Raw genomic sequence first — 24,361 nt, 5'->3', positions numbered from 1 at the left:
TGACAGACGAACCCGACGGGGTTCACGGAGGTTGTTCCTTGGCTGCTGCGCGCGATGCGTCCACCAATAAGTCCCCGAAAAACGGCCGCTCAGCTTCGCGGCTTTCTTTCGCAAAAATCACTGACACGCTAACGGTTCCCGATCTGCTCGCCTTGCAGACCGAGAGTTTTGATTGGCTCGTCGGAAACGACATCTGGAAGAACCGTGTAACTGACGGTGTTGCCGCTGGTCGTACCGATCTGCCGACTCGTAGTGGTCTCGATGAAATCTTTGAAGAGATTTCACCGATTGAAGACCTCGGCGAGACGATGCAACTGTCGTTCACTGATCCTGAGCTTGAAGAACCCAAGTACTCGATTGACGAGTGCAAGGAGCGCGGCAAGACTTTCGCTGCGCCTCTCTACGTGAACGCTGAGTTCATGAATCACCTCACCGGTGAAATCAAGACTCAGACCGTTTTCATGGGCGACTTCCCCCTCATGACCGCTCGCGGTACTTTCATCATCAACGGAACCGAGCGCGTAGTTGTTTCGCAGCTCGTCCGTTCGCCTGGTGTGTACTTCGACCGCCAGCCCGAGAAGCTGTCCGACAAGGACATCTACTCGGCTCGCATCATCCCGAGCCGTGGTGCTTGGCTTGAATTCGAGATCGACAAGCGCGACCAGGTCGGCGTTCGCATCGACCGCAAGCGCAAGCAGTCGGTCACGGTCTTCCTGAAGGCCCTCGGCCTGTCCAGCGAAGAGATCCTCGAGGAGTTCAAGGGCTTCCCGTCGATCGAAGCCACCTTGGAGAAGGACAACATCCTTACCAAGGAAGAGGCGCTCAAGGACATCTACCGCAAGCTTCGCCCCGGCGAGCAGGTTGCTGCCGAAGCCGCACGCGCGCTTCTCGACAACTTCTACTTCAACTCGAAGCGCTACGACCTCGCGAAGGTTGGTCGTTACAAGATCAACCGCAAGCTCGGTCTCGACACTGACATTAAAGAGTCGGTGCTCACCGTTGAAGACATCATCGCGACCATCAAGTACATGGTTTCGCTTCACGACACTTCGGCACCCAACGTTGCGGTAAGCGACAGCGGTGTAGCCAGTGTCAAGGGCGTTCGCGATGGCAAGAAGGTCGACATTCGTCTCGACATCGACGACATCGACCACTTCGGCAACCGTCGTATCCGTGCTGTTGGTGAGCTCATTCAGAACCAGGTTCGTACCGGCCTCAGCCGTATGGAACGTGTTGTTCGCGAGCGCATGACCACACAGGACATCGAAGCGATCACCCCGCAGACCCTGATCAACGTGCGCCCCGTCGTCGCCGCGATCAAGGAGTTCTTCGGAACGTCGCAGCTTTCACAGTTCATGGACCAGAACAACCCGCTCGCGGGACTGACCCACAAGCGTCGCCTTTCGGCGCTGGGCCCAGGTGGTTTGAGCCGTGAGCGCGCTGGTGTTGAAGTTCGAGACGTTCACCCCTCTCACTACGGCCGTATGTGCCCGATTGAGACTCCTGAAGGCCCCAACATTGGTCTGATTGGTTCGCTCGCATCGTTTGCACGTATTAACGCATTCGGTTTCATCGAGACGCCGTACCGTCGCCTCATTGACGGCGTTGTTTCGACGACCATCGACTACCTGACTGCAAGCGACGAAGACGACTACATCGTCGCGCAGGCAAACGCACCGCTCACGAAGGACATGAAGTTCGCTGAGCCTCGCGTGCTTGCACGTAAGAAGGGTGGCGAGGTTGACCTCGTTCCCGTTGAAGACATTGCCTACATGGATGTCTCGCCGCGCCAGATGGTGTCGGTAGCGACCTCGATCATCCCCTTCCTCGAGCACGACGATGCAAACCGCGCACTCATGGGTGCCAACATGCAGCGTCAGGCTGTCCCGCTGCTGCGCAGCGAGAGCCCGCTTGTCGGAACCGGTATGGAAGCCTTCGCCGCAATTGACTCTGGTGACGTTGTCACCACGCTCAAGGCTGGTGTTGTCTCTGAGGTTTCTGCAGACGTCGTTGTTGTTCAGCTCGATGAGGGCGGAACGCAGGAATACTTCCTGCGCAAGTTCGACCGCTCTAACCAGGGCACGAGCTACAACCACCGTGTCATCGTCAGCGCCGGAGAGCGCGTCGAAGTTGGCCAGGTCATCGCTGATGGTCCTGCAACCGAGAACGGCGAGCTCGCCCTCGGAAAGAACCTCCTCGTGGCATTCATGCCGTGGGAGGGTCACAACTTCGAGGACGCGATCATCCTGAGCCAGAACCTGGTCAAGGATGACGTACTGTCGTCGATCCACATCGAAGAATACGAAGTGGATGCTCGCGACACCAAGCTCGGTAAGGAAGAGATCACGCGCGATCTGCCGAACGTTAGCCCAGAACTTTTGGCTGACCTCGACGAGCGTGGAATCATCCGTATCGGTGCTGAGGTTCGCCCCGGCGACATCCTCGTTGGCAAGGTCACGCCTAAGGGTGAGACTGAGCTTTCTGCTGAAGAGCGCTTGCTCCGTGCCATCTTCAACGAGAAGAGCCGCGAAGTTCGCGACACCTCATTGAAGGTTCCCCACGGTGAGCAGGGCACCATCATTGCTGTCAAGGAATTCTCCGCAGACAACGATGACGAGCTCGGCTCCGGCGTCAACCAGCGTGTTGTTGTGTACATTGCCCAGAAGCGCAAGATCACCGAAGGTGACAAGCTCGCTGGTCGTCACGGCAACAAGGGTGTTATCTCCAAGATTCTGCCTGTCGAAGACATGCCGTTCTTGGCCGATGGAACCCCGGTCGACATCATCCTGAACCCGCTCGGTATCCCCGGTCGAATGAACTTCGGTCAGGTTCTCGAAACTCACCTCGGTTGGGTTGCGAAGCAGGGTTGGGAAGTTGAAGGCAAGCCGGAGTGGGCGAAGAACCTTCCTGAGGAAGCGTTCAGCGCCGCACCAGGAACCAAGGTTGCTACCCCTGTATTCGACGGTGCTTACGAAGAGGAAATCGCGGGTCTTCTTGACTCAACGACTCCTACTCGTGACGGCGTTCGTCTCATCGACCACACGGGTAAGACCCCGTTGTTCGATGGTCGTTCGGGTGAGCCGTTCCCGGCTCCCGTTTCGGTCGGTTACATGTACATCCTCAAGCTGCACCACCTCGTTGACGACAAGATCCACGCTCGTTCAACCGGTCCGTACTCCATGATTACTCAGCAGCCACTCGGTGGTAAGGCTCAGTTCGGTGGACAGCGCTTCGGTGAGATGGAAGTGTGGGCGCTCGAGGCCTATGGTGCCGCATACGCTCTGCAGGAGCTTCTGACGATCAAGTCGGATGACATCCTCGGTCGCGTCAAGGTATACGAAGCCATCGTTAAGGGCGAGAACATTCAGGAGCCCGGTATCCCCGAGAGCTTCAAGGTTCTTATCAAGGAAATGCAGTCGCTGTGCCTCAACGTCGAAGTTCTTTCGGCCGACGGTTCAACGGTCAACCTGCGCGACACGGACGATGAAGCGTTCCGTGCCGCTGAAGAGTTGGGCATCAACATTTCCGCGCGGTTCGAGTCCTCGTCTGTTGACGAGATTTAACTCGACCGACCACGACTGCAGAACTTTCGAAGAGAGAAGATAAATTGCTCGACGTTCACGCGTTTGATGAAATCAAAATCGGTCTCGCTACCGCCGACGACATTCGTCGCTGGTCGCACGGTGAAGTAAAAAAGCCAGAGACCATTAACTACCGCACACTCAAGCCGGAGAAAGATGGTCTGTTCGGCGAACAGATCTTCGGACCTTCGCGCGACTGGGAGTGCTCCTGTGGCAAGTACAAGCGTGTCCGCTTTAAGGGCATCGTTTGTGAGCGCTGTGGTGTTGAAGTAACCAAGTCGGCTGTGCGCCGTGAGCGCATGGGTCACATCGAGCTTGCTGCTCCGGTTACCCACATCTGGTACTTCAAGGGTGTTCCGAGCCGTCTCGGTTACCTGCTTGACATGGCACCGAAGGACCTCGAAAAGGTCATCTACTTCGCTGCATACATGATCATTTCGGTTGACGAAGAAGGCCGTCACGCTGACCTGCCCGCGCTTGAGAACGAGATCCGTCTCGAAATCAAGACGCTTGAGGGACAGCGCGATTCCCGCATCGCTGACCGCTTGACCAAGTTCGAGGAAGACCTCGCCGCTCTTGAAGAAGAGGGTGCGAAGGCCGACCAGAAGCGTCGTGTCAAGGATGCTGCTGAGAAAGAAATGTCTCAGCTGCGCAAGTCGATCGATGAGCAGATTGCTCAGCTTGAGCGCGTGTGGGAAGACTTCCGCACCCTCAAGATCGGTGACCTGAAGCCTGAAGACTCTGTCTTCCAGGAACTGCAGGACCGTTTCGGTAGCTACTTCGAAGCATTCATGGGTGCCGAGGCAATCAAGAAGCGCCTTCAGGCCTTCGACCTTGCTCTCGAGAGCGTTGAACTGCACGACCAGATCGCTAACGGCAAGGGTCAGAAGAAGATCCGCGCCATCAAGCGCCTGCGTGTAGTCAACTCGTTCCTTCAGACCGGCAACTCGCCGGCCGCGATGGTGCTCGACGTTGTTCCGGTTATTCCTCCGGAGCTGCGCCCGATGGTGCAGCTGGATGGTGGCCGCTTTGCGACCTCTGACCTCAACGACCTCTACCGTCGTGTGATCAACCGCAACAACCGTCTGCGTCGACTCCTTGACCTCGGTGCTCCCGAGATCATCGTCAACAACGAGAAGCGCATGCTTCAGGAAGCCGTTGACGCGCTGTTCGACAACGGTCGTCGTGGTCGCCCCGTCACCGGTACTGGTAACCGTGCCCTCAAGTCCCTGAGCGACATGCTCAAGGGTAAGCAGGGTCGTTTCCGCCAGAACCTGCTCGGAAAGCGCGTTGACTACTCCGGTCGTTCGGTGATCATCGTTGGACCGCAGCTCAAGCTGCACCAGTGTGGTCTCCCGAAGCAGATGGCTCTCGAGCTGTTCAAGCCGTTCGTTATCAAGCGCCTGATCGACCTGAGCCACGCTCAGAACATCAAGAGCGCTAAGCGCATGGTTGAGCGCGCACGTCCGCAGGTCTGGGACGTCCTCGAAGAGATCATCCGCGAGCGCCCCGTGCTGCTGAACCGTGCACCTACACTGCACCGTTTGGGCATCCAGGCATTCGAACCTCAGCTCGTTGAGGGTAAGGCTATTCAGCTTCACCCCCTCGTCTGTGCTGCGTTCAACGCTGACTTCGACGGTGACCAGATGGCTGTTCACCTTCCGTTGTCGGTTGAAGCACAAGCTGAAGCCCGCATCCTGATGCTCGCCAGCAACAACATCCTCAAGCCGTCTGACGGTCGCCCAGTGACTCTGCCCACCCAGGACATGATCATTGGTCTGCACCACCTGACCACGCTCAAGGAAGGCGTTGCTGGCGAAGGCCGCGCGTTCTCGTCGGTTGCTGAAGCGATCTTCGCGTTCGATCAGCACTCGCTCGACCTCAACGCCAAGGTGCGTCTGCGTCTCGACAACGTGTACCTCTCTGAAGAAGATGCCCCTGAGGGCTTCGTTCAGGGTCAGTCCAAGCTCATGGAGACGACCCTCGGTCGTGCCCTCTTCAACGAGGCGCTTCCGAAGGACTACCCGTACATTGAGGCACTCGCTGACAAGGGCCAGATCTCGGCTATCGTCAACGACCTCGCTGAGCGGTACGTGAAGGTGGATGTTGCATCCGCCCTCGACGCGATCAAGGATGCTGGTTTCCACTGGGCTACTCGCTCCGGTGTAACCGTTGCGCTGTCTGACATCGTGACCCCGCCGAACAAGCCGGAGATCATTGGCCGCTACGAGAAGATCGCAGCCAAGGTTCAGGGCCAGTACGAGAAGGGACTCACGACCGACGCCGAGCGTCGTCAGGAGCTCATCGAGATCTGGAACAAGGCAACCGCAGAAGTAGCGACTGCCATGCAGTCCAACTTCCGCACCGACAACAACATCAACCGCATGGTGTCGTCTGGTGCTCGTGGTAACTGGATGCAGGTTCGTCAGATCGCCGGTATGCGTGGTCTGGTATCGAACCCGAAGGGTGAGATCATTCCTCGCCCGATCGTCCACTCCTACAAGGAGGGCCTGACTGTAGCCGAGTACTTCATCTCGACTCACGGTGCTCGTAAGGGACTGGCTGACACCGCACTGCGTACTGCAGACTCGGGATACCTCACGCGTCGACTCGTTGACGTGTCGCAGGATGTCATCATTCGTGAAAACGACTGTGGCACCCGCAAGGGACTCGACATGCCGATCGCAGCGCAGAACGCTGATGGCAAGTGGATCCTCGACGACAACGTTGAGAACTCGGTCTACGCTCGCAGCCTTGCTGCGGAAGCCACCAACGACAAGGGCGATGTAGTCGCTGCTGCTGGTGCAGACGTCGGAGACGTTCTGCTCGAGAAGCTCGTTGCTGCTGGTGTTCACAGCATCAAGGTTCGTTCGGTACTCACGTGTGAGTCCGCTGTTGGTGTGTGTGCAGTCTGCTACGGCCGCTCGCTCGCAACGGGACTCCTCGTTGACATCGGTGAGGCTGTCGGAATTATCGCCGCACAGTCGATCGGTGAGCCCGGTACTCAGCTGACCATGCGTACCTTCCACACCGGTGGTGTTGCTTCGGCAGACGACATTACGCAGGGTCTTCCCCGCGTTACGGAACTCTTCGAAGCTCGTACCCCTAAGGGTGCAAGCCCCATCGCAGAAGCCGCTGGTCGCGTCACGATCGAAGACACCGACCGCAGTCGCAAGCTGATCCTCACGCCAGACAATGGTGACGAGCCCATCGCTTACCCGATTCTGCGTCGCGCAACCCTCCTCATCGAGGATGGCGAGCACGTAGAACTCGGCAAGCAGCTGCACGTCGGAAACGTTGACCCGAAGGAAGTTCTTCGTGTCCGCGGTGTCCGTGCCGTTCAGCAGCACCTCGTCGATGGTGTCCAGGGCGTTTACCGCTCGCAGGGTGTACCGATTCACGATAAGCACATTGAGGTCATCGTTCGTCAGATGCTCCGCAAGGTGACTGTCGTTGACCACGGTGACACCGGACTCCTTCCTGGTGAGCTTGTTGACCGTTCGAAGTACAACGAGCTCAACCGCGGTGTTCTCACCGAGGGCAAGGCAACGGCTTCCGCGCGTCAGGAGATCTTGGGTATCACCAAGGCTTCGCTGGCAACCGAGTCGTGGCTGTCGGCTGCGTCGTTCCAGGAGACCACCCGCGTTCTTACGCAGGCGGCCATGGAAGGCAAGTCCGACCCGCTCATGGGACTCAAGGAGAACGTCATCATCGGTAAGCTCATCCCGGCTGGTACGGGATTGCCGCGCTACCGCGATGTATCGGTCGAGGCAACGGAAGAGGCGAAAGCCGAACGTTACCCCAACCGCATCTTCGCTGATGACGCAAGCCTCACCGAGAGCGACTTGAGCTTCGTCGACTTCGACAGCTTCAGCTCGAATGATTCCACGCCGGGAACCTACAACTAAGTAGTCTCGGCATCACCTCCGGGTGATACCACGAAGGGCCCTCGTCATCGCGACGGGGGCCCTTTGTCGTGCGACTGAGGTTGGCCGCTAGAGCGACGGAATTTCGATGCGGGAGTACTCATCGTCATCCGCCACGAGTGTGGCCAGCAGCGGCCGGCCGGCGGGCAGTAAACGGATCGTGACTGCGCCGGTGTTGGCGGAGTCAAGGATGCGCACCGCGGCTTCGGTGATGATCGGCAGAGTGCCGTAGGGCAGCGGTAGAGGGTAGCGGTCATCGAGCAGCACCACCGAGATTCCTCGTCGCCGGGTGCGCTGCACTGCGGCCACAATCTCGGGCAGGTCGAGCTGGCGGGCGCGCAAACTATCTCGTAAGCGAGCTTCAGCAATGAGCAGTTCGTCGCGTTCCGCCGTCGTCAACTCAACTCCATCCGCTATGCGTTGCAGCTGGGGCCCCACGGCTGAGTCAAGGGCAACAAGCCGGCGGGAACGTTCTGCTGTGCGAGCGAGCGCCGCAGCTTCTGCGGCGGCGCGTGCCGTCTCAGCCTCATGGATGCCGTCCAAACGCTGGCTGGTGCGGCGCATGCCCAGAGAGAAAAGCGAGCCGACCAGCACGAAGGGTGCTTGGCGCGCAACGAGCACAATTGCTTCGAGGAGCCGGTCGTCCGTTGTGAAGCCCCACATGATGACGGTCGTGCCGATTGCGGCGAATCCGATCCATGCGAGAAGGTCACGGCGGCGCAAGCTGAGGTAGAACATTGCGATGGCTCCGGCGCCGACGTACCACTGCGAGAACCCTCCCGTGATGGCGTTGTCGGAGGAGACGGCGGAAGCGGCAACGCTGGCGACGATGACGTACACGCTCACTCCGGTGCCCACCCGTGGTTGAGTGTCTCGTGTGAGGACGAACCAGATGGTGGCAAACAGCCCGATGGAGATATAGACCGGCACAGGGGATCGCACGTCATCCAGTGAGAGCAGTGCGAGCGACGACATCGTGACGAAGTAGATCCAGATCAATAGATGGGCACCACGACCGGTTATTTGGGGCAGCTCAAGGCGTCGAGATTGAGTGGCATCTTGTTTCATTCGGTCCACCCCACAGTCACGCACGTTCCCTTGCCGGGTTGTGACTCCACGGTGGCGTAGGCGCCGGAAAGTGCCTGCACCCGGCCGAGAATGCTGACCACAATGCCAAGCCGGTTCGCGGGAACACTCTGTGGATCGAATCCTTGCCCATTGTCAGTCACCGATATTTCTACCCGGTCGGTAGCGAGCCGCAAGAGCACGTCGCGGCTGATGGGCTCGACAGTGGCAGCCGCATGCACCACGCTATTGCGCAAGGCTTCGACGGTGGCTTCGATGAGCGCACTTGCGATCGACGACGGGAGCGGCTTTCGTCGGGTGCCCTCGACAGTGAAGGTGGCGGCATCCGTCGTCTCATTGATGGATGTCGTAAGGCCCTGGATCAGGTAGTCGACATGGATGAGCTCGGGGACACTTGCGGTCGCGTCTTTGAGCTCTCTCAGGCGGGCGATGGTGCGGGCCGCCTGAAGTCGGGTGGAGGAGGAATCGCTGCGACCAGCGCCGGCCGCGGCAAAGATTGTGGCGATCACTTCGTCATGCACGAGCGCGTCGAGGTGAGCTTGCTCCTCTCCACGCGCGGTGAGGGCTGCGGCACGCATGGTGGACGTGCGAGCGGCGGCCGTTGCGGCATCCACTTCACGTCCAGCGCCCATCGCCACGGTAGCCACCGCGGTGAATGCGGCACACACCGTGATGGTGAAGAACGCGAATTGCACGGCGAGCGAGACGTCGGCGCCACCATCAGCAAGGATACGAATGGGCGTGATCGCAAAGGAATTACCGAGCAAAAAGGCCCACGCTGCGACCGGACGCCAGGCTATCGCCGCGGGTACGGTGCCGAGCGCAGTCAGGCCGACGGTCCAGGGGGCCATCTCACCGGGCATGGGGCCGTTGATGAAAGCGGGCACCCAACTCAGCACCGCGATCGTGAAGATGACGGCATATGCCCCATGGAGAATGCGAAGCTGGTGCAAGGAACTCCACGGCGCGACGGCCACCATCACTAGGGGAGTTCCGAAGACGGCAATGCCGGCGACGAGTTGCCAATAGGGATAGGAATACTGCGCCTGATCGAAGAACGAACTAGCGGTGAGCGCCAAGAAGAAGAGGGTTGCCGCCGCCAGCACGGTTGTCATGCTCCGGACAACCCCGAGTTCTGCCCCTTCGGAACCGGGCGGCGTCTTGATGGGGCTGATCACGCTGCGGCCCTTCCTCATGAACTGGGAGGAGGGAGGATGCCGTCTTCGACCGCGCGCTTGTAGAGGTCGACTTTGGTGTGGGCGGGGCGCCCGGCCATCGCATATTTGTGGCGGATGCGGCGCACATACTCGGCAACGGTGCTGGTGGAGAGTCCAGCGCGGTGGGCGACCGCAACAGACTTATCGCCTGAGGCGTAGTGAGCGAGCACCTCTTGTTCCTTCGGGCTCAATCCGGCTGCCGATAGCTCGGGGTCGGAGTCGAGCGCGGCAGCCCAGTCGGTGGTGACCACAGGATTGCCCAACGCTGCTTCGCGCACAGCATCGACGATGACGTCGCGTGCTTCTGATTTGCGCACAATGCCGAGCACGCCTGCCCGGGACGCCGCCCGCACCTCGGAGGCGTTGTCTGCCGCGGTGAACACCAAGACATTGAGCCCGCGCTCGCGCAGCCACGCGACGTTCTGTTCGACGGTGCTGCCGTCCGAGAGGCGCACGTCAAGAACGACGAGGTCGAGGAGGTTCACCACGGATTCGAGGTCGCTCACGCTCGACGCTGAGGCAAGGAGGGTGATGTCAGGGCAGTGGCCGAGCAACGACGCGAAGCCGAGTTGCACAGTTTCGTGGTCGTCCACGTGTGCCACTCGGTAGGAGCGTGGTGGTTGGTCCTGCGTTGTCAATGGTGCCTCGTTCGGATCGGGGTAGGCGTGTTGTTGGCAAAGGATTGCAGTTACCACAGACAAATCTACCGGAACTTTCTGTCTGTCCCCCAAACGGGTGTCATTGATAATGACGACTGTTAGAAGTGGGCACCCAGTGACACGATCAACTCGTACGACTACTTAGGGGGCAGAGGGCTTGTGAATCGTCACGCCGTTAACGATCTGATCGACTGCTCTCTTCACCGCTGGTATCGCATGGTCTCCGAATGGCGCAGCCCCGCTCCCGGAACCGAAGCTGGTTGTGTCACGTGCCGCGAATCTGAATTCGCCGCTGTTGATCGCCGCGGTCAGTGGCCGCACGACCTCATCCACTCGTTTGTGGAAACACTGGAAGTTGTGACGTTCCAACTTGCTGTCTCGTTGCATGAAGAGCGACACTGCCCCGGCACGGATGCGCGTTCCACCAAGCCGTGTCCGACGTGCGTGGCAGCGGCGCGGTCCACTGTGCAGGCGTGTGCTCATCGTCACGCGCAAGATATTGCCGATGTCATGACTGAATGCGCGTTGCCGCGATTGGCCGTTTACGTCGAAAAAAACATCAATTTGGCACTTAATGCTGCGACTCGCGGCGAATGGGCTTCCTGAAACGTCCTGACTACCCCTCACAAGTGGGGCTAGTGGTGCAGATGTGAGTCGATTAGCGTTGGACTCCGCTAGGACCTTGGGGGGAGGCACGCGTGACAACACTTGCTGAAGTATTGATTCTTCGCGGAATGATGCCGATTGAGAGCATTGATTCTGTAGGAACTTCGCACTCTGATGAGGAAGCCCTCGTCAGAAATCTACTCGACAGCGGAACAATTTCGCCGGCACAACTCGCGTCCGCGCGTGCTGCGCAGGCTGGAGTGCCGTTCGTTGAGCTCGTTGACTTCGCGGTTGACCACCAAGCTGTTGCGCTTGCACCGGCCTCGATTTGCCGCCGCCACGAGGTTTTGCCGATCGCGTTCAGCGAGGGATACCTCGTGCTCGCCATGGTCGACCCCGGCAACATCTTCGCCCTCGATGACATTCGTGCAGCCACCGGTCGCCAAGTGCGCACCGTCGTTGCTGAGCGCAGCGACCTCCAAGCAGCCCTCGACCGGTTCCACCGCGCTGACGGTGAACTCTCGAGCCTTTCCAGTGAACTCGAGCAAGAAGCGACCTCCACGGATGTCGCGCTTGCCTCGAACAACAATGAGCCGACCGAAGACGACGCACCTATCGTTCGCTTCGTGAACTTGCTGATCAGCCAAGGCATCCAGGATAAGGCTTCGGATATTCACATCGAGCCCGGTGAGCATGACCTCGGTGTTCGCTACCGTATCGACGGTGTTCTGCACGAAATGCAGCGGGCTCCGCGTCAGATCCAGAACGGTGTGATCTCGCGCCTGAAGATCATGGCCGAAATGGACATTGCTGAGCGACGTAAGCCTCAGGATGGTCGTATTTCGGTCATCCATGGTCAGAAGAAGATTGACCTTCGTGTCGCAACTCTGCCGACCGTGTACGGCGAAAAAGTCGTTATGCGTATTCTCGACAACTCGAACACGACGCTCGATCTAAGCCAGCTGTACTTGCTTGAGCACAACGCCGCGATCTTCAAAGAGGCGTACACGAAGCCGTACGGCATGATCCTCGTTACGGGTCCTACGGGTTCCGGTAAGTCGACCACGCTGTACACCACCCTTAATGCCGTTGCTCGCCCGGAGATCAACGTCATCACGGTTGAAGACCCGGTGGAGTACCGCATGGCGGGCATCAACCAGGTGCAGGTCAACCCGAAGGCGGGGCTCACGTTCGCGAGTGCGCTGCGCTCGATTCTGCGTTCTGACCCGGATGTCGTTCTCATCGGTGAGATCCGAGACCAAGAGACGGCGCAGATTGCGATCGAAGCCGCTCTCACCGGTCACCTCGTGTTGAGCACTCTGCACACCAACGGCGCACCTGCCGCTATCACCCGATTGATCGAGATGGACATTGAGCCATTCTTGGTCGGTTCGGCCATCGACTGTGTCGTCGCTCAGCGACTTGCGCGACGCCTCTGCGATCGATGCAAGCAGCCTGCGGCTCACAACCCGCAGGATCTCGTGAACTTGAAGGTCGGCTTCAACCCAGAAGGTCCGATGCCGACCCTGTACGCACCTGTCGGGTGCACCGTGTGTTCCAAGACGGGATACCGCGGTCGAATTGCACTGCACGAAGTGATGGCAGTGTCCGAAGAGATCGAACGTCTTGCTGTTGCTCGTTCGTCAAGCGCGGAGATCAGCCGCGTCGCGATCGAGCAGGGGATGCGCACTCTGCGCATGGACGGTTGGGCTAAGGCTCAGCTGGGCTTGACGTCCATCGAAGAGATTTTGCGCGTCGTCGCATAAGACGAAGTATCTGGGGGAATTATGGCTAAGCGGATTTACGACATCCCGTCGCAATCGGTAGACGAAAGTTTGTTCACACCGAAGGGGCAGAGCGCGCCGTCGGCTCAGAGCGTCCCTTCGGATGCTCCACCGCCCACGCCGGGAACGAGCGTTCCTGGTGTTGGCAGCCCGCAGGCGTCAGCAGCATCGTCGTCGGCGTTCCCCGAGTGGGCACAAACGGGTGCTGCGCCGTCGGCTTCCGCCGCAACGGTGCCGGCATCGCCGCTTCCGACGATTCCACCACCGTCTGGCTCGATCAATAGCACCGACACTTCTGCCGCTTCGGCACCTCCCGCACCGCCAACCTCACCTGCACCTGCACCTGCACCTGCAGCGCAGGCTCCGGCTGAGCCCGCCGCTACGCCGTCAGCGGATGCCGCTGCCGAGGGTGGGCGTCGCGCACGCCGCATGGCTACCGAACCGGTCACTTCGATCGATTCGCTCGATGAACTGTTCCGCCAGGCCGCCGCCGGCGCGATGTCTCAGACCTCGGCTGCAACGTCGGCCGCTGGTGCATCGATGCCAGCGCCGGAAGCTCCACCTGTTGCTGAAGCGCCGCCTGCGGCACCTGCTCCGTCACCGACGGCCGCAGAGGTTCCATATTTCACGGAGGATGCGTCGGATGCCGGCGACAGCCCCACCGAAGTGCTGAACGAGGTTCCGATGGACCCGCCCACGATGGCCTTCCCGCCACCGTCGGCTGCTGCTGAGGGAGGGCTTCTGGATCTTCCAGACATCGCGCCCGAGGCTGACGACTCGCTGAACTTCCCGCCGCCCGGAGTGGACGAGGGGCTTTTGAGCTTCACGAGTGGCTTCGGTGCTGCCGAGCCAACGCCTTCGCGGGAGTCACAGCTTCTCTCGGTTCCTGAGATCGTTGAAGAGGCTCGCGAAGCGCGCCCCGACATGGAACTCACGGCACGCGAAGGCTCCAACCCTGAGCTGCTCGATGCGCTCAAAGAGGTTGTGTACACCGGTGCGTCTGACCTCCACATTTCCTCGGGCGCTGTTCCCATGATCCGCGTGGATGGTGGGCTGCAGCCGCTGAAGGGAATGGGGGAGTGGGACAAGGAGCGTACCCGAAACGCACTGTTCAGCATCCTCGACCAGAAACAAGAAGAACAATTTCTTGAAGTGCTTGAGCTCGACTTTGCATTCGAACTCTCTGAAGCGGCTCGTTTCCGTGTGAACTTCTACATGGATCGTGGAAACCTTGGCGCTGCCTTCCGAATCATTCCGACCGAGATCAAGCAGCTTAAAGACCTCGGAATTCAGGAATCGGTCGGAAAGTTCGCTGGCCTTCCGCGTGGACTCGTTCTCGTAACCGGGCCGACCGGTTCGGGAAAGTCGACAACGCTCGCCGCACTGATCGACCTCGTCAACCGCACGCGTGCCGACCACATTGTGACGGTCGAAGACCCGATTGAGTTCTTGCACGGCAACCAGAAGTCACTCGTTAACCAGCGTGAAGTTGGCCGCGATACTCACTCGTTTACCGCAGCGCTGAAGCACGTTCTGCGTCAAGACCCCGATGTCATCCTGATTGGTGAGCTTCGAGACCTCGAGACGATCTCTATCGCGCTTACTGCAGCGGAAACCGGTCACCTTGTGTTCGCAACCCTGCACACGCAGGATGCCGCTCAAACCGTTGACCGCATCATCGACGTGTTCCCGCCCCACCAGCAGGGCCAGGTTCGTACCCAGCTCGCGGCTGTGCTTCAAGGCATCGTCTGTCAGACACTGGTGCGTCGCGCCAGCGGAAAGGGCCGTGTAGCGGCCACCGAAGTTCTCACCATGACTCCGGCTATCGGAAACCTCATTCGTGAGGGCAAGATCTACCAGATTCCTTCAGCGATGCAAGCCGGTCGCGGTGGAGGAATGCACACGATGGACCAGCACCTTGCTGGCCTCGCCAAATCGGGAGCGATTACCGAAGAAGCCGCGCTGGCGAAGTCGCATGACCCTGAGGGCATGCATCGCTTGATGAGCGACAACTCAACGGGAGTACCGAGATAATGGCCGCGACAACATCAACCACTAAGTCCTACGAATACAAGGCCCGTGATCATTCGGGAAAGATTGTCAAAGGTCGCATAGACGCGTCGAGTGAGAATGCAGTCCTCACGCGGCTACGCTCGATGGAAATTAGCCCTATTTCGGTAACGGAGGCTGGTTCCGGCACTGGGCTGAACAAGGAGATCAACATCTCCTTCCTGCAAAAGGGTGTTGGACTTGATGACCTCGCGGTGATGAGCCGTCAGATGTCGACGATGATCTCCTCGGGTCTTTCTTTGATCCGCGCCTTGGTCATCCTGTCGGAGCAAACGGAGAACCCGACGCTAGCGAAAGCCTTGGCAGAGATTCGCCAGGACGTTGAAACCGGTGGCACGCTCTCAGACGCATTCGCGAAGCATGGCACTGTCTTCCCGCCGATCATGATCCACCTCGTTCGCGCGGGTGAAACCGGCGGGTTCCTCGATAACGCGCTCGAATCGATCGCTAACAACTTCGAGGGCGAGGTCAAGCTCCGGGGAACAATCAAGTCGGCGCTGACCTATCCAGTTGTCGTGCTCATCATGGCGATTGCCGCTGTCGTCGGCATGCTGCTCTTCATCGTTCCGGTGTTCGAGGAGATGTTCGCCGACCTCGGTGGTGAGCTTCCGCTTCTTACCCAGATTCTGGTGTGGATGTCGGATGCGATGGTGATCGTTGCGCCGATCCTCCTTATTGGAGGCATTGTCTTCAGCGTGTGGTGGGGCAAGAACAAGCACACCGAACGTGTGCGCAAGTTCGTTGACCCGTGGAAGCTACGGATGCCGGTGTTCGGCCCGCTTTTCCGCAAGGTGTCGATCTCACGGTTCACTCGCAACTTCGGAACCATGCTCGGCGCGGGTGTTCCCATTCTTCAGGCGCTGTCGATTGTCGGTGAGACGTCAGGAAACTACGTCATTGAAGAATCGCTTCGTCGCGTCGCCGATGCTGTCCGCTCAGGACAGTCGGTGTCGGTACCTTTGGCGAAAGAGACCGTGTTCCCCTCGATGGTGACTCAGATGGTCGCCGTGGGTGAGGACTCCGGTTCGATGGAGGTCATGCTCTCGAAGATCGCCGACTTCTACGACGATGAGGTTCAGAAGACTACTGAACAGCTCACGGCGCTTATCGAGCCGCTCATGATCGGTGTCATCGGTGCAATCGTCGGTGTCATGGTTATCGCGCTCTACATGCCGATCTTCGCGATTTTCGATCAGATCAAGTAGTACCTAGAAAATAGGCACCTAGCAGCCCCAGGCGGGGGTATCGCGACCCGAGTCGCGGTGCCCCCGTTTGGTCTTTAACGAGGGCGCAAAGGGGGTGCAAAGGGCCACCCCACGAGTGTGAAGGCCGGCAGTCGTGTCGTCCATGAATGCGTGACTGCGCGGCGCTGCACGGCTCCCACTACCCACGAAGAGGGCTCAAAATGCGCTGCGACGCGCACATGACCCCTCAGACTGGGGGCGCAATACAGGCAGTTCACCCCCGTTTGTGGGATTCTCAGGTTGCCCACATGTTGAGAGTATTTTTTGTGGGGGGCTGAGAAGCTAATTTTTTCTGGGGGCCCCTGTCCAAGATCCGAACCACAGACAGGAAATCCAAAATGATCGCACGTATTAACGAAGCACTGCGCAGCAAGCGCTCAGACCTCGAGAACGACCAGAAGGGCTTCACACTCGTTGAGCTCCTCGTTGTTGTTCTGATCATCGGCATCCTTGCCGCGATCGCTATCCCCTTCTTCCTCAACCAGCGCCAGGGCGCTTGGGAATCACAGGTCAAGTCGGACATCGCCAACGCGGTCATCGCAGCCGAGACCTTCGCCGTAAGCAACAACGGTTCGTTCACCGGTCTCTCTGACACCGGCCTCTCGGACAACGGTTACAAGGCAACGCCTTCCGTAACGCTCGTTGTTACTCCTGCTGCTGACGGCAACAGCTACACCTTCGCCGTAGAACACTCTGAGTACACGACCAAGGCGTGGGCTTACGACAGCAACACCGGTATTACCACCGACACGGCTGTTACCCCGTAGTAACTAGCTAGTTTAGAAACGGGGCGTCGCCAAGCGGCGGCGCCCCGTTTCCACACCTCGAGAGTGATCGCTCTCACCGGGAGAACCCATCTCCCCAGCACGACTTACACACCCTTAACACCCGCAAGAAAGGGCTCATCATGTATAAGGTTCTACAGCGTCTTCGTAGCTCCGATTCAGGATTGAGCCTTCTTGAGGTTCTCGTCGCAATGATGATCTTTGCGATCGTCTCGCTTGGCGTTCTCCAATCTTTGGCGACGGTGCTCGCCATTACTCGCGACAATCGCGCTCGCGTCGTTGCTTCAAACCTCGCAGCCCAAGAGGTCGACCTGGCTCGAGATGCCGGCGACGTCTTCACACTTTTTGACGAAACGTATACCAAGACGCTCAACGGTGACGTCTTTACTGTTACTCGCTCCACAGCTTGGGTCCCGTCGAGCAACGCCGACGCCACCTGCGGTTCGGGCGGTGGAACGCTTCAGTACAAGCGCATTAACATCGAAGTCACGTGGCCCAACATGCGCGTCGGCACCGAGCCCGTGCAGTTCGACACTCTTCTTGCTCCGAACGACCGCATCAACGACCCCGATCTCGGCACGATCCTGGTGTCCGTCATTGGCGGTTCGGGTGAAGGTTCATCCGGGGTCAGCGTGGGGGCAACCCCCGCATCGCCGTCTGAAGGTGCTCAGAGCTTGTCGACTTCGCCTGCTCCGACAGATGACGAAGGTTGCACGTTCATTTTGAAAGTTGCACCGGGCAACTACAACGTCAGTGTCTCCCGCTCCGGCTACGTTACTGATGATGGCCAGTCGAGCTCACCGAGCCAACTCACACAGGTTGTCGCCGGCACGGCGAGTTCAGTGTCCTTCAACTATGACGAAGCGGCTCGCTTCGACGTGAGCTACATCGCAGAGCCCGCTCCTGCGAATGTTGAGATCTCACGAAACATGGATACGTCGTTCCTGAGCTCCTATGGTGTGTACACCGAGTCGAGCAGCTCTTCGAGTCTCACCAACAGCGTCAATTTGTTCCCGTGGCGCTCGGGCTATGTCGGACTTGCTGGCACCTACATCCCCAAGCCAGAAGACTCCGCGAGCACGGCTGACTATTGCGCCTCTCCAAATCCTGCGCTCTGGCCAGAAGAAGTTGTCGCGGGCGTTACCTATCGTTCCCCCGACCCAGCTCCCGTTGCAGCTAATCCGGGCGGCAGCGTCGACATGGTCGTGCCGATGGGGCTCGTTGACGTGAGTGCGATCGCCGGTAATCGCATTCGTGTGAAGTCAACCGCTCCCGTAACAGGAAGCGGTGACCCTGGTTGCACGGAATCAGTCACTCTGAACTTCAGCACGCTGAACTCCAGCACGCAGTACATCGCGCTGCCGTACGGCACGTGGGAAATTGAACAACGCATTTTGGGGGTTTGGCTCCCGGTGAGCCTCGGTGACATCCTCAGCCCCATCGTGGGTGCAACCGAAACGGTGCCGGGCATCGTGACCGTTGATCCGCGGGTGGCCGTCTGATGCAAAAACTTCAAGAAGTACTTTTCAGTCGAGTCTCACGCCTGCAGCGAGAAGAGTCAGGCGTCAGCCTCGCCGAACTTATAGTCACGATCGCACTCATGGGAATGCTCATGGCGATGGTGATGACGATCTTCGTGACGTTTACGCGAACGTTCGCTGACGAGCGTTCCGCGACGGCAAATACTTCAGCGGCCACGATCGCGATGAATGAACTCACACGTGTCATCCGCTCCGGCACAGAAAATCCGGTTGCCTCGGTGACGTTGAACGAACCGGTATTCAGTTTTGCCGCCCCTGAACACGTTGTGTTGCAGGCCTACCTTGATACTGACGCGCTCAACCCAGAGCCCGTGAAGGTGCAGTTCCAGATCACTGGCGACCGTACCCTCGTAGAAACCCGGTGGGATGCCCGGGCGCTATCGTCCGGCTATTTCACCTTTTACGGTGCGGCTGCCTCCGAGCGCACCGTTGTTCGCCAGATTGCTACCGGCAGCACTCCAGTTTTCCAGTTCTATACAAAGGACAACGTCGAGCTGACGATTCCGGCGAGCGGATTTCTTTCAGAATCTGATCGGCGTCTTATCGCAGCGGTAAAAGTGACCATGACAGTTCAAACCGATGATTCGGGTGACGCTAAGACGGCGACTCTCGAAAACACCGTAGGTATCCCGAACCTAGGGTTCTCCAGGATTGGAATCGATCGATGATCCGTTTTCTTCGTGCTCGCCTTGGTGGCGAAAAGGGCGCAGCGCTTCCGATGGTGATTGGTGTCACTGTCGTGCTGGGCCTGCTTGTCACTACTGCTGTCGCTTATGCCACCGGCGGTTTCCGTCAAGCCGCGGCGACTCAAGAGTGGTCTGCATCGCTCGCCGCTGCCTACGCCGGTGTTGAGGACTATCAGAGCAGGCTCTCTGAGGACACTTCCTATGTGCAGTACGGAAACCCCGCTGCCGCATTCTCGAGTGGCAGCGACGTTCGGCTTCCTACCGGCACGAACGCCAATGCGGCGTTTAACGTAGCTGAGGGTGATCCTTGGGTAAGCATCGCGGGAAGCAGCGATAACTCGTCCTTCCGCTACGAAGTCGACAATTCCACGTACCAGAGCAGCGGTACTATCCGTGTGCGCTCCACAGGCAAAGTTGGCAGCGAAACGCGCACAATCGTGGCGGATCTCCGCCAGTCCGGCTTCATTGATTTCCTCTACTTCACTGACTACGAGATCATGGATCCGTCGTTCAGCAGCGCGAGCAGCAGTTGCGTCAAGTACTGGTGGGATGGCCGCGACAGTATTTCGGGAAACTGTGGCGAAATCGCCTTCTCCGGTGGCGACACCATCGACGGTCCAGTCCACTCGAACGACACAATTCGTATTTGTAGCGCCAGCTTCCTCGGCGCCGTCACCACGAGCTACCGTCCCTCAAGCGGGATCAAGTACAACTCCCGCGACTCCAATGGCAACTACTGCAACGGTCAGTACTTCGACGTTCCTGGATCGCCAAGCTTCAGCCCCGTGATCGGAATGCCGGCAACTAACTCGCAGCATTTGCGTGAAACGCGCTCAGATCTTACGACGGACGGCGTAGCGCGTCCCGGTTGCCTCTACACCGGGCCAACTGAGATCACTTTGAACTCGAATGGCACGATCACCGTGCACTCGCCGTGGACCAAGAAGACCCAGATCACTGGCTCACCCGCGACTGGCGGAAGCGCGCCTGCGGCGTGCGGCAGCGTTACTGCGCTGAACAGCAGCGCGGGAGCAACTTTCACTCTGCCGCCGAGCAACGTGATCTATGTCCAGAACGTGCCGAGCGTCTCGAGCGACCCGAACTACTGGGCCAGCTCAAGCTATCCAAGCGGTCTCTCCTGCGTAGGGGCAAGCGGCTACCGGGACAGCAACGGTAACGGTAACGGCATCGGTTACCCGATTCGCTACGAAGTCGCCCCGAGCGGAAGCTACGATTGCCGCAACGGTGACCTTTTTGTTAAGGGCACGCTCAGCGGACAGACCACGCTTTCTGCCGAGCACTATGTTTATGTCACCGGTGACATCAAGTACAACGACCCGCAGGAAGATGTGCTCGGGCTCGTCGGAAACGACGCGGTCTGGGTCTGGAACCCGACTACCGGCGACAACCGCTACTACCACCACACCTTGCTGAGCGGCACCAACCGTCGCATCGATGCCGCCATTCTTTCTGTCGGTCACACCTTCGCAGTCCAGAATCCCAGCATCGGAAGCGGTCGAGGAACCCTTACCGTCAACGGTGCTATCGCGCAGAAGTTCCGTGGAATTGTGCGCAGCGGTTCGGGTGGATACGTCAAGAATTACGTTTATGACGGTCGTCTCAAGTACACCGCTCCGCCCAAGTTCCTTTCGCCTGTGACCACCACGTATGGTGTGAACGTGTGGATTGAGGTGGAGCCGGCCTACGAGGCATCGGGTGCCGCTCGATGACAGCAACTGCTTTACTCGTTATCTTCGCAGTGATTCTTGGACTTGCTGTTGGCTCGTTCTTGAACGTGGTGGTGTGGCGGTTGCCGCGTGGGGAGAACCTCACGTCGCCACCGAGCGCCTGCCCGAAGTGTGAACACCGCATCCGCTGGTACGACAACGTTCCTGTGCTCGGCTGGCTGATGCTGCGCGGTCGCTGCCGCGATTGCTCCGAACCCATCGCGGTTCGTTACCCCCTGGTCGAAGCAGCGACGGCGATTGCGTTCGGTCTTGTCGCGGCGGTAATCGGGGCCGAAACGAGCCTCATTTGGGCTTTGCCGGCGTTCCTTTACTTGGCAGCCATTTCAATCGCGCTGACTCTCATCGACCTCGACACGCAGACTTTGCCCAATCGCATTGTGTTGCCGTCAATCGTCGTCGGTATTGTGCTTCTGGCTGTCGCTAGTGCTGGCACCGGAGACTGGGGAGCGCTCATCGGAGCTCTCCTCGGCGGCGCTGCGCTCTTCACTTTTTACTTCGTCGTCGCCATCATCCAGCCTCGCGGTATGGGTATGGGCGACGTCAAACTCGCCGCCGTGCTTGGCCTCTATCTGGGGTGGCTCGGATGGGGGGTCGTAGCAGTGGGTGCCTTTGCGGCATTCTTGCTCGGGGGCATATTTGCAATCGCACTGCTCATTATTCGACGTGCAGGCCGACGCACAGCTATCCCATTTGGGCCGTGGATGATCGCGGGCGCATGGGTAGGCATTGCTTTCGGTTCACAACTGTGGAATGGATATATGGTGGCCGCCGGTCTCGTTTGACCGTGGCCCGGGGGGAACTATGGGAAAGAAATTAGTGGGGCTGGATATCGGCTCAACAGCAATCCGTGCTGTTGAAGTCGAAAACCCGCACCTTCAGAAGCCAACGGTGCTTCGCTTCGGCGAAGTGTCGCTACCAGAGGGCGCTGTGCGCGCGGGCGAGGTCATCGACTCCGCCACTGTGACGGCATCCATCAAGAAGCTGTGGTCGGCAAACGGCTTCCGCACTCGCGATGTTGTGATCGGCTTTGGCAATTCCAAAGTTGTCGCGCGCGATGTCACGGTGCCACGTCTGCCGCTGAACCAGGTGCGCGAGTCGCTGCCCTTCCAAGTGCAGGATCTATTGCCGGTTCCCGCGTCGGATGCGCTGCTCGATTTTTATCCCGCTGCCGAGGCAGAGGGAGAAAACGGCCCGATGCTGCAGGGCATGCTCGTCGCCGCGATCAAGGCTCCCGTTCTTGTGAACGTGAATGCCGCATCCGCCGGCGGTGTGACGCCCGTCAACGTGGATCTCGCACCCTTTGCTCTCACGCGTTTGTTCTCCACACCGGAGCTCTCGACGATGACCACGCTGTTGGTCGATATCGGAGCTTCGACAACCACTCTGGTTGCGTTGGAAGGGCACGTGCCTCACTTCATCCGCTTCCTTCCCAACGGTGGCGCTGACATCACCAAGGGAATTTCGCAGCGCCTCGATATTTCAACGCGAGATGCAGAAGCAATTAAGCGTTCAGTCGGTGTCGTCGCGGCACGCGCGACGGCTGAGCAGCGCCCCGCGCTTGAAGTCTCGTTCGAACTGGTTAACGAAACGCTCATGGCGATTCGTGCCACAATCGCGTACTTCCAGAATGCACGCAATAACCGTGCGATCGATCGCATCGTCATGACTGGTGGCGGTTCACAGTTGTTAGGCCTCGTGGAAACAGTTTCTGAGTTCACGAAGACGCCGGCGTCGTTGCCTGACCCGTTCACTATGACCGCGGTGTCGCGAGGTCTCAAGGGAACCGGGTCGCCGTTTGATATGGCAGTGGCACTGGGATTGGTTACGGGGGTCTCCGCATGAGCGACGATAAGAAGAAGGCGCCTAAGGCACGCAAGGAACTGAAAGTTCCCACTGCGTACCCGCCCTATGTAAGTCTCCTTCCGCCAGAAGTCGGCCAGAAGAAGGCGGCAGGCCGCGCGCGTGGCCGTGCAATTTTCGTTGCCATCATCGCAATCGGCGTCGTCATTCTCGCCTCAGCGGGCATGAACCTGTATGCCCTGCAGCGCTACCTTGCGCTCGAGAACGCGCGCTCGCTCACGCAGAGCCTGATCACGCAGCAGGGCGAATACAACGATGTGCGTGTCGCGGGCCAAATGGTTCAGTCGGCAACGAGCGCTCGTATCTTTGCGACCTCAACGGAAGTATCCGTCGAGGACCTGATTACTGCTCTTGGAAAGAAGCTGCCTGATGGCGCAGCGGGCATCGTTTCCTACAGCTTTGAGACTGCAACACCTCTTCAAGAGTTCGGTACCGCAGTGTCAGTGCTTGAACCAGGACGACTTGCCCAACTTGCGATGGAGATTAATTTCGCCAGCGTCACAGATGCTGATAAATGGCTTCGATCGAGCACGGGTGTCACCGGTGTTATGGATACGACACTTGTCACAGCCGAGCGCGAAGAAAACGGCACTTACACCGCGAACTTTGTGATCTACATCGACGAAGAAGCGCTCGTCCATCGATTCGACGGTGTCGAAGATGCCCCAGAAGCTGAGGCAGAAGATGCCGAGGCGGAGCCGACACCTGCTCCGACGGAGACGCCGGAAGCGACGTCGACGCCTGTGCCGACAGAGGAAGCTACTGAAGAGGGGAGCGGATCATGACCATGACGCGCTTATGGACGTTGATCGGTGTGCTCGCCGTTGTAATTATTCTCGCCGCAGGCTATGCGGTCGGTGTTGGCCCGGCCTACAGCGCCGCTGGAGAATCGGATCGTCAGCTTGCTGACGTTGAAATCCAGAATCAAGTAAAAGCAGCGGAGCTTGCCAGGCTCAAAGCTCTAGACGAAGATTCCGCGTCGCTTTTCGCGGAATTGGAAGATCTCCAGCGAGCGATCCCAGCGGTGCACGACACGTCAGTGTTCGCGGCGCAGGCAGCGACTTTGGCAGCAAAGGCAGACGTCACGCTGCTCGGAGTTAGCTATCTGAGCGCCGAAGAGGCACTCGCGCCCGAGGCCGATGTAGCTCCAGTTACTCCAGCCGAGGGTGACGAGGGCGAAGCTGAGGCGGAAGCTTCGACTGCGGCTGAAGCCGATGCGACGGGAACCACGCAATCGGTAGCTTCGGTTCCCGGCTTGATTGCCGTTGCAGTGAGCCTCCGGTTAGAAGGAGACCCGGTTGCGCTTCACAAGTTCTTGGAGAGCACCCAAACCGGTCTACGCGTATTCACTTTGAGTTCGGTCATTCTCGATCCCGCCACCTCGACGGGCGATTTTGAGATGAAGGTTGACGGCTTCGTCTACGTCCTTCCTGGCACTGACGTCTCGACTCTGAACGTCGACGCTGGCGCTGACGGCACGACAGTTGGCTAGTCTTTTCGAACGCTGATGATGAACGCCACGGCCTTTGGGTCGTGGCGTTCTTCTCGTTTCTGAGGGTTGCTTCGGT

The 24,361-nt window shown here is 59.0% G+C and carries 17 protein-coding genes; 14 read left to right on the top strand and 3 right to left on the bottom strand.

Annotation, left to right across the window (positions count from 1 at the left end; genetic code table 11):
• The first annotated feature begins 38 nt into the window (after positions 1–38).
• Together rpoB and I6E52_RS06295 are read left to right on the top strand one after the other, a co-directional pair.
• Positions 39–3,563 carry a DNA-directed RNA polymerase subunit beta gene (gene rpoB, locus I6E52_RS06300; RefSeq protein ID WP_197155552.1) on the top strand — a complete coding sequence of 1,175 codons (3,525 nt, stop codon included), beginning with the start codon at positions 39–41 and terminating at the stop codon, positions 3,561–3,563.
• A 44-nt stretch (positions 3,564–3,607) separates the two neighbouring features.
• Entirely contained in the window at positions 3,608–7,489 is a 3,882-nt protein-coding gene (locus I6E52_RS06295; protein ID WP_197155550.1) for a DNA-directed RNA polymerase subunit beta', read from the top strand.
• 87 nt (positions 7,490–7,576) lie between these two features.
• Here the strand turns inward: I6E52_RS06295 and I6E52_RS06290 are convergent, their stop codons facing one another.
• The 3 genes from I6E52_RS06290 to I6E52_RS06280 are packed head-to-tail and all read right to left on the bottom strand — an operon-like array spanning position 7,577 to position 10,403.
• Positions 7,577–8,575, bottom strand: a complete 999-nt coding sequence (locus I6E52_RS06290) for a hypothetical protein (protein ID WP_197155548.1) — start codon at positions 8,573–8,575, stop codon at positions 7,577–7,579.
• Positions 8,572–9,771, bottom strand: a complete 1,200-nt coding sequence (locus I6E52_RS06285; protein WP_307842418.1) for an ATP-binding protein — start codon at positions 9,769–9,771, stop codon at positions 8,572–8,574. The genes I6E52_RS06290 and I6E52_RS06285 overlap by 4 nt, the downstream gene beginning before the upstream one ends.
• Positions 9,772–9,785: 14 nt before the next feature.
• A complete protein-coding gene (locus I6E52_RS06280) occupies positions 9,786–10,403 on the bottom strand; it encodes a LuxR C-terminal-related transcriptional regulator (RefSeq protein WP_307842417.1) in 618 nt (205 codons plus the stop codon).
• 225 nt (positions 10,404–10,628) lie between these two features.
• Between I6E52_RS06280 and I6E52_RS06275 the strand changes: the two genes are divergently transcribed.
• The 12 genes from I6E52_RS06275 (at position 10,629) to I6E52_RS06220 (ending at position 24,285) form a co-directional block, all read left to right on the top strand.
• Positions 10,629–11,075, top strand: coding sequence for a hypothetical protein (locus I6E52_RS06275; protein ID WP_197155542.1), 447 nt, complete (start codon positions 10,629–10,631; stop codon positions 11,073–11,075).
• Between the two features lie 92 nt (positions 11,076–11,167).
• Positions 11,168–12,841 carry a GspE/PulE family protein gene (locus I6E52_RS06270; protein ID WP_197123072.1) on the top strand — a complete coding sequence of 558 codons (1,674 nt, stop codon included), beginning with the start codon at positions 11,168–11,170 and terminating at the stop codon, positions 12,839–12,841.
• A 21-nt stretch (positions 12,842–12,862) separates the two neighbouring features.
• Positions 12,863–14,893: a type IV pilus twitching motility protein PilT gene (locus I6E52_RS14530; RefSeq protein WP_304610952.1), complete on the top strand. Its 2,031-nt coding sequence runs from the start codon at positions 12,863–12,865 to the stop codon at positions 14,891–14,893.
• Positions 14,893–16,134, top strand: coding sequence for a type II secretion system F family protein (locus I6E52_RS06260; RefSeq protein WP_197155540.1), 1,242 nt, complete (start codon positions 14,893–14,895; stop codon positions 16,132–16,134). Before I6E52_RS14530 ends, I6E52_RS06260 begins: the two co-directional genes overlap by 1 nt.
• 377 nt (positions 16,135–16,511) lie before the next feature.
• On the top strand, positions 16,512–16,940 hold the full coding sequence (locus I6E52_RS14525; protein WP_197155538.1) for a prepilin-type N-terminal cleavage/methylation domain-containing protein: 429 nt from the start codon (positions 16,512–16,514) through the stop codon (positions 16,938–16,940).
• Between the two features lie 140 nt (positions 16,941–17,080).
• Positions 17,081–18,460: a prepilin-type N-terminal cleavage/methylation domain-containing protein gene (locus tag I6E52_RS06250; RefSeq protein WP_197155536.1), complete on the top strand. Its 1,380-nt coding sequence runs from the start codon at positions 17,081–17,083 to the stop codon at positions 18,458–18,460.
• Positions 18,460–19,167 (top strand): type II secretion system protein, encoded by a 708-nt coding sequence (locus tag I6E52_RS06245; RefSeq protein ID WP_197155534.1) that lies wholly within the window; start codon positions 18,460–18,462, stop codon positions 19,165–19,167. The genes I6E52_RS06250 and I6E52_RS06245 overlap by 1 nt, the downstream gene beginning before the upstream one ends.
• A complete protein-coding gene (locus tag I6E52_RS06240) occupies positions 19,164–20,915 on the top strand; it encodes a hypothetical protein (RefSeq protein WP_197155532.1) in 1,752 nt (583 codons plus the stop codon). The genes I6E52_RS06245 and I6E52_RS06240 overlap by 4 nt, the downstream gene beginning before the upstream one ends.
• Complete coding sequence (locus I6E52_RS06235) at positions 20,912–21,715, top strand: A24 family peptidase (RefSeq protein WP_197155530.1); 804 nt, start codon at positions 20,912–20,914, stop codon at positions 21,713–21,715. The genes I6E52_RS06240 and I6E52_RS06235 overlap by 4 nt, the downstream gene beginning before the upstream one ends.
• A 19-nt stretch (positions 21,716–21,734) precedes the next feature.
• Positions 21,735–22,775 carry a type IV pilus assembly protein PilM gene (gene pilM / locus I6E52_RS06230; protein ID WP_197155528.1) on the top strand — a complete coding sequence of 347 codons (1,041 nt, stop codon included), beginning with the start codon at positions 21,735–21,737 and terminating at the stop codon, positions 22,773–22,775.
• On the top strand, positions 22,772–23,578 hold the full coding sequence (locus I6E52_RS06225) for a fimbrial assembly protein (protein ID WP_197155526.1): 807 nt from the start codon (positions 22,772–22,774) through the stop codon (positions 23,576–23,578). Before pilM ends, I6E52_RS06225 begins: the two co-directional genes overlap by 4 nt.
• On the top strand, positions 23,575–24,285 hold the full coding sequence (locus I6E52_RS06220; protein ID WP_197155525.1) for a hypothetical protein: 711 nt from the start codon (positions 23,575–23,577) through the stop codon (positions 24,283–24,285). Before I6E52_RS06225 ends, I6E52_RS06220 begins: the two co-directional genes overlap by 4 nt.
• Positions 24,286–24,361 lie beyond the last annotated feature (76 nt).

Origin of the sequence: Salinibacterium sp. NG253 (assembly GCF_015864945.1) — a bacterium.
Taxonomy (GTDB): Bacteria; Actinomycetota; Actinomycetes; order Actinomycetales; family Microbacteriaceae; genus Rhodoglobus.
This window is presented reverse-complemented; position numbering and strand designations above follow the sequence as displayed.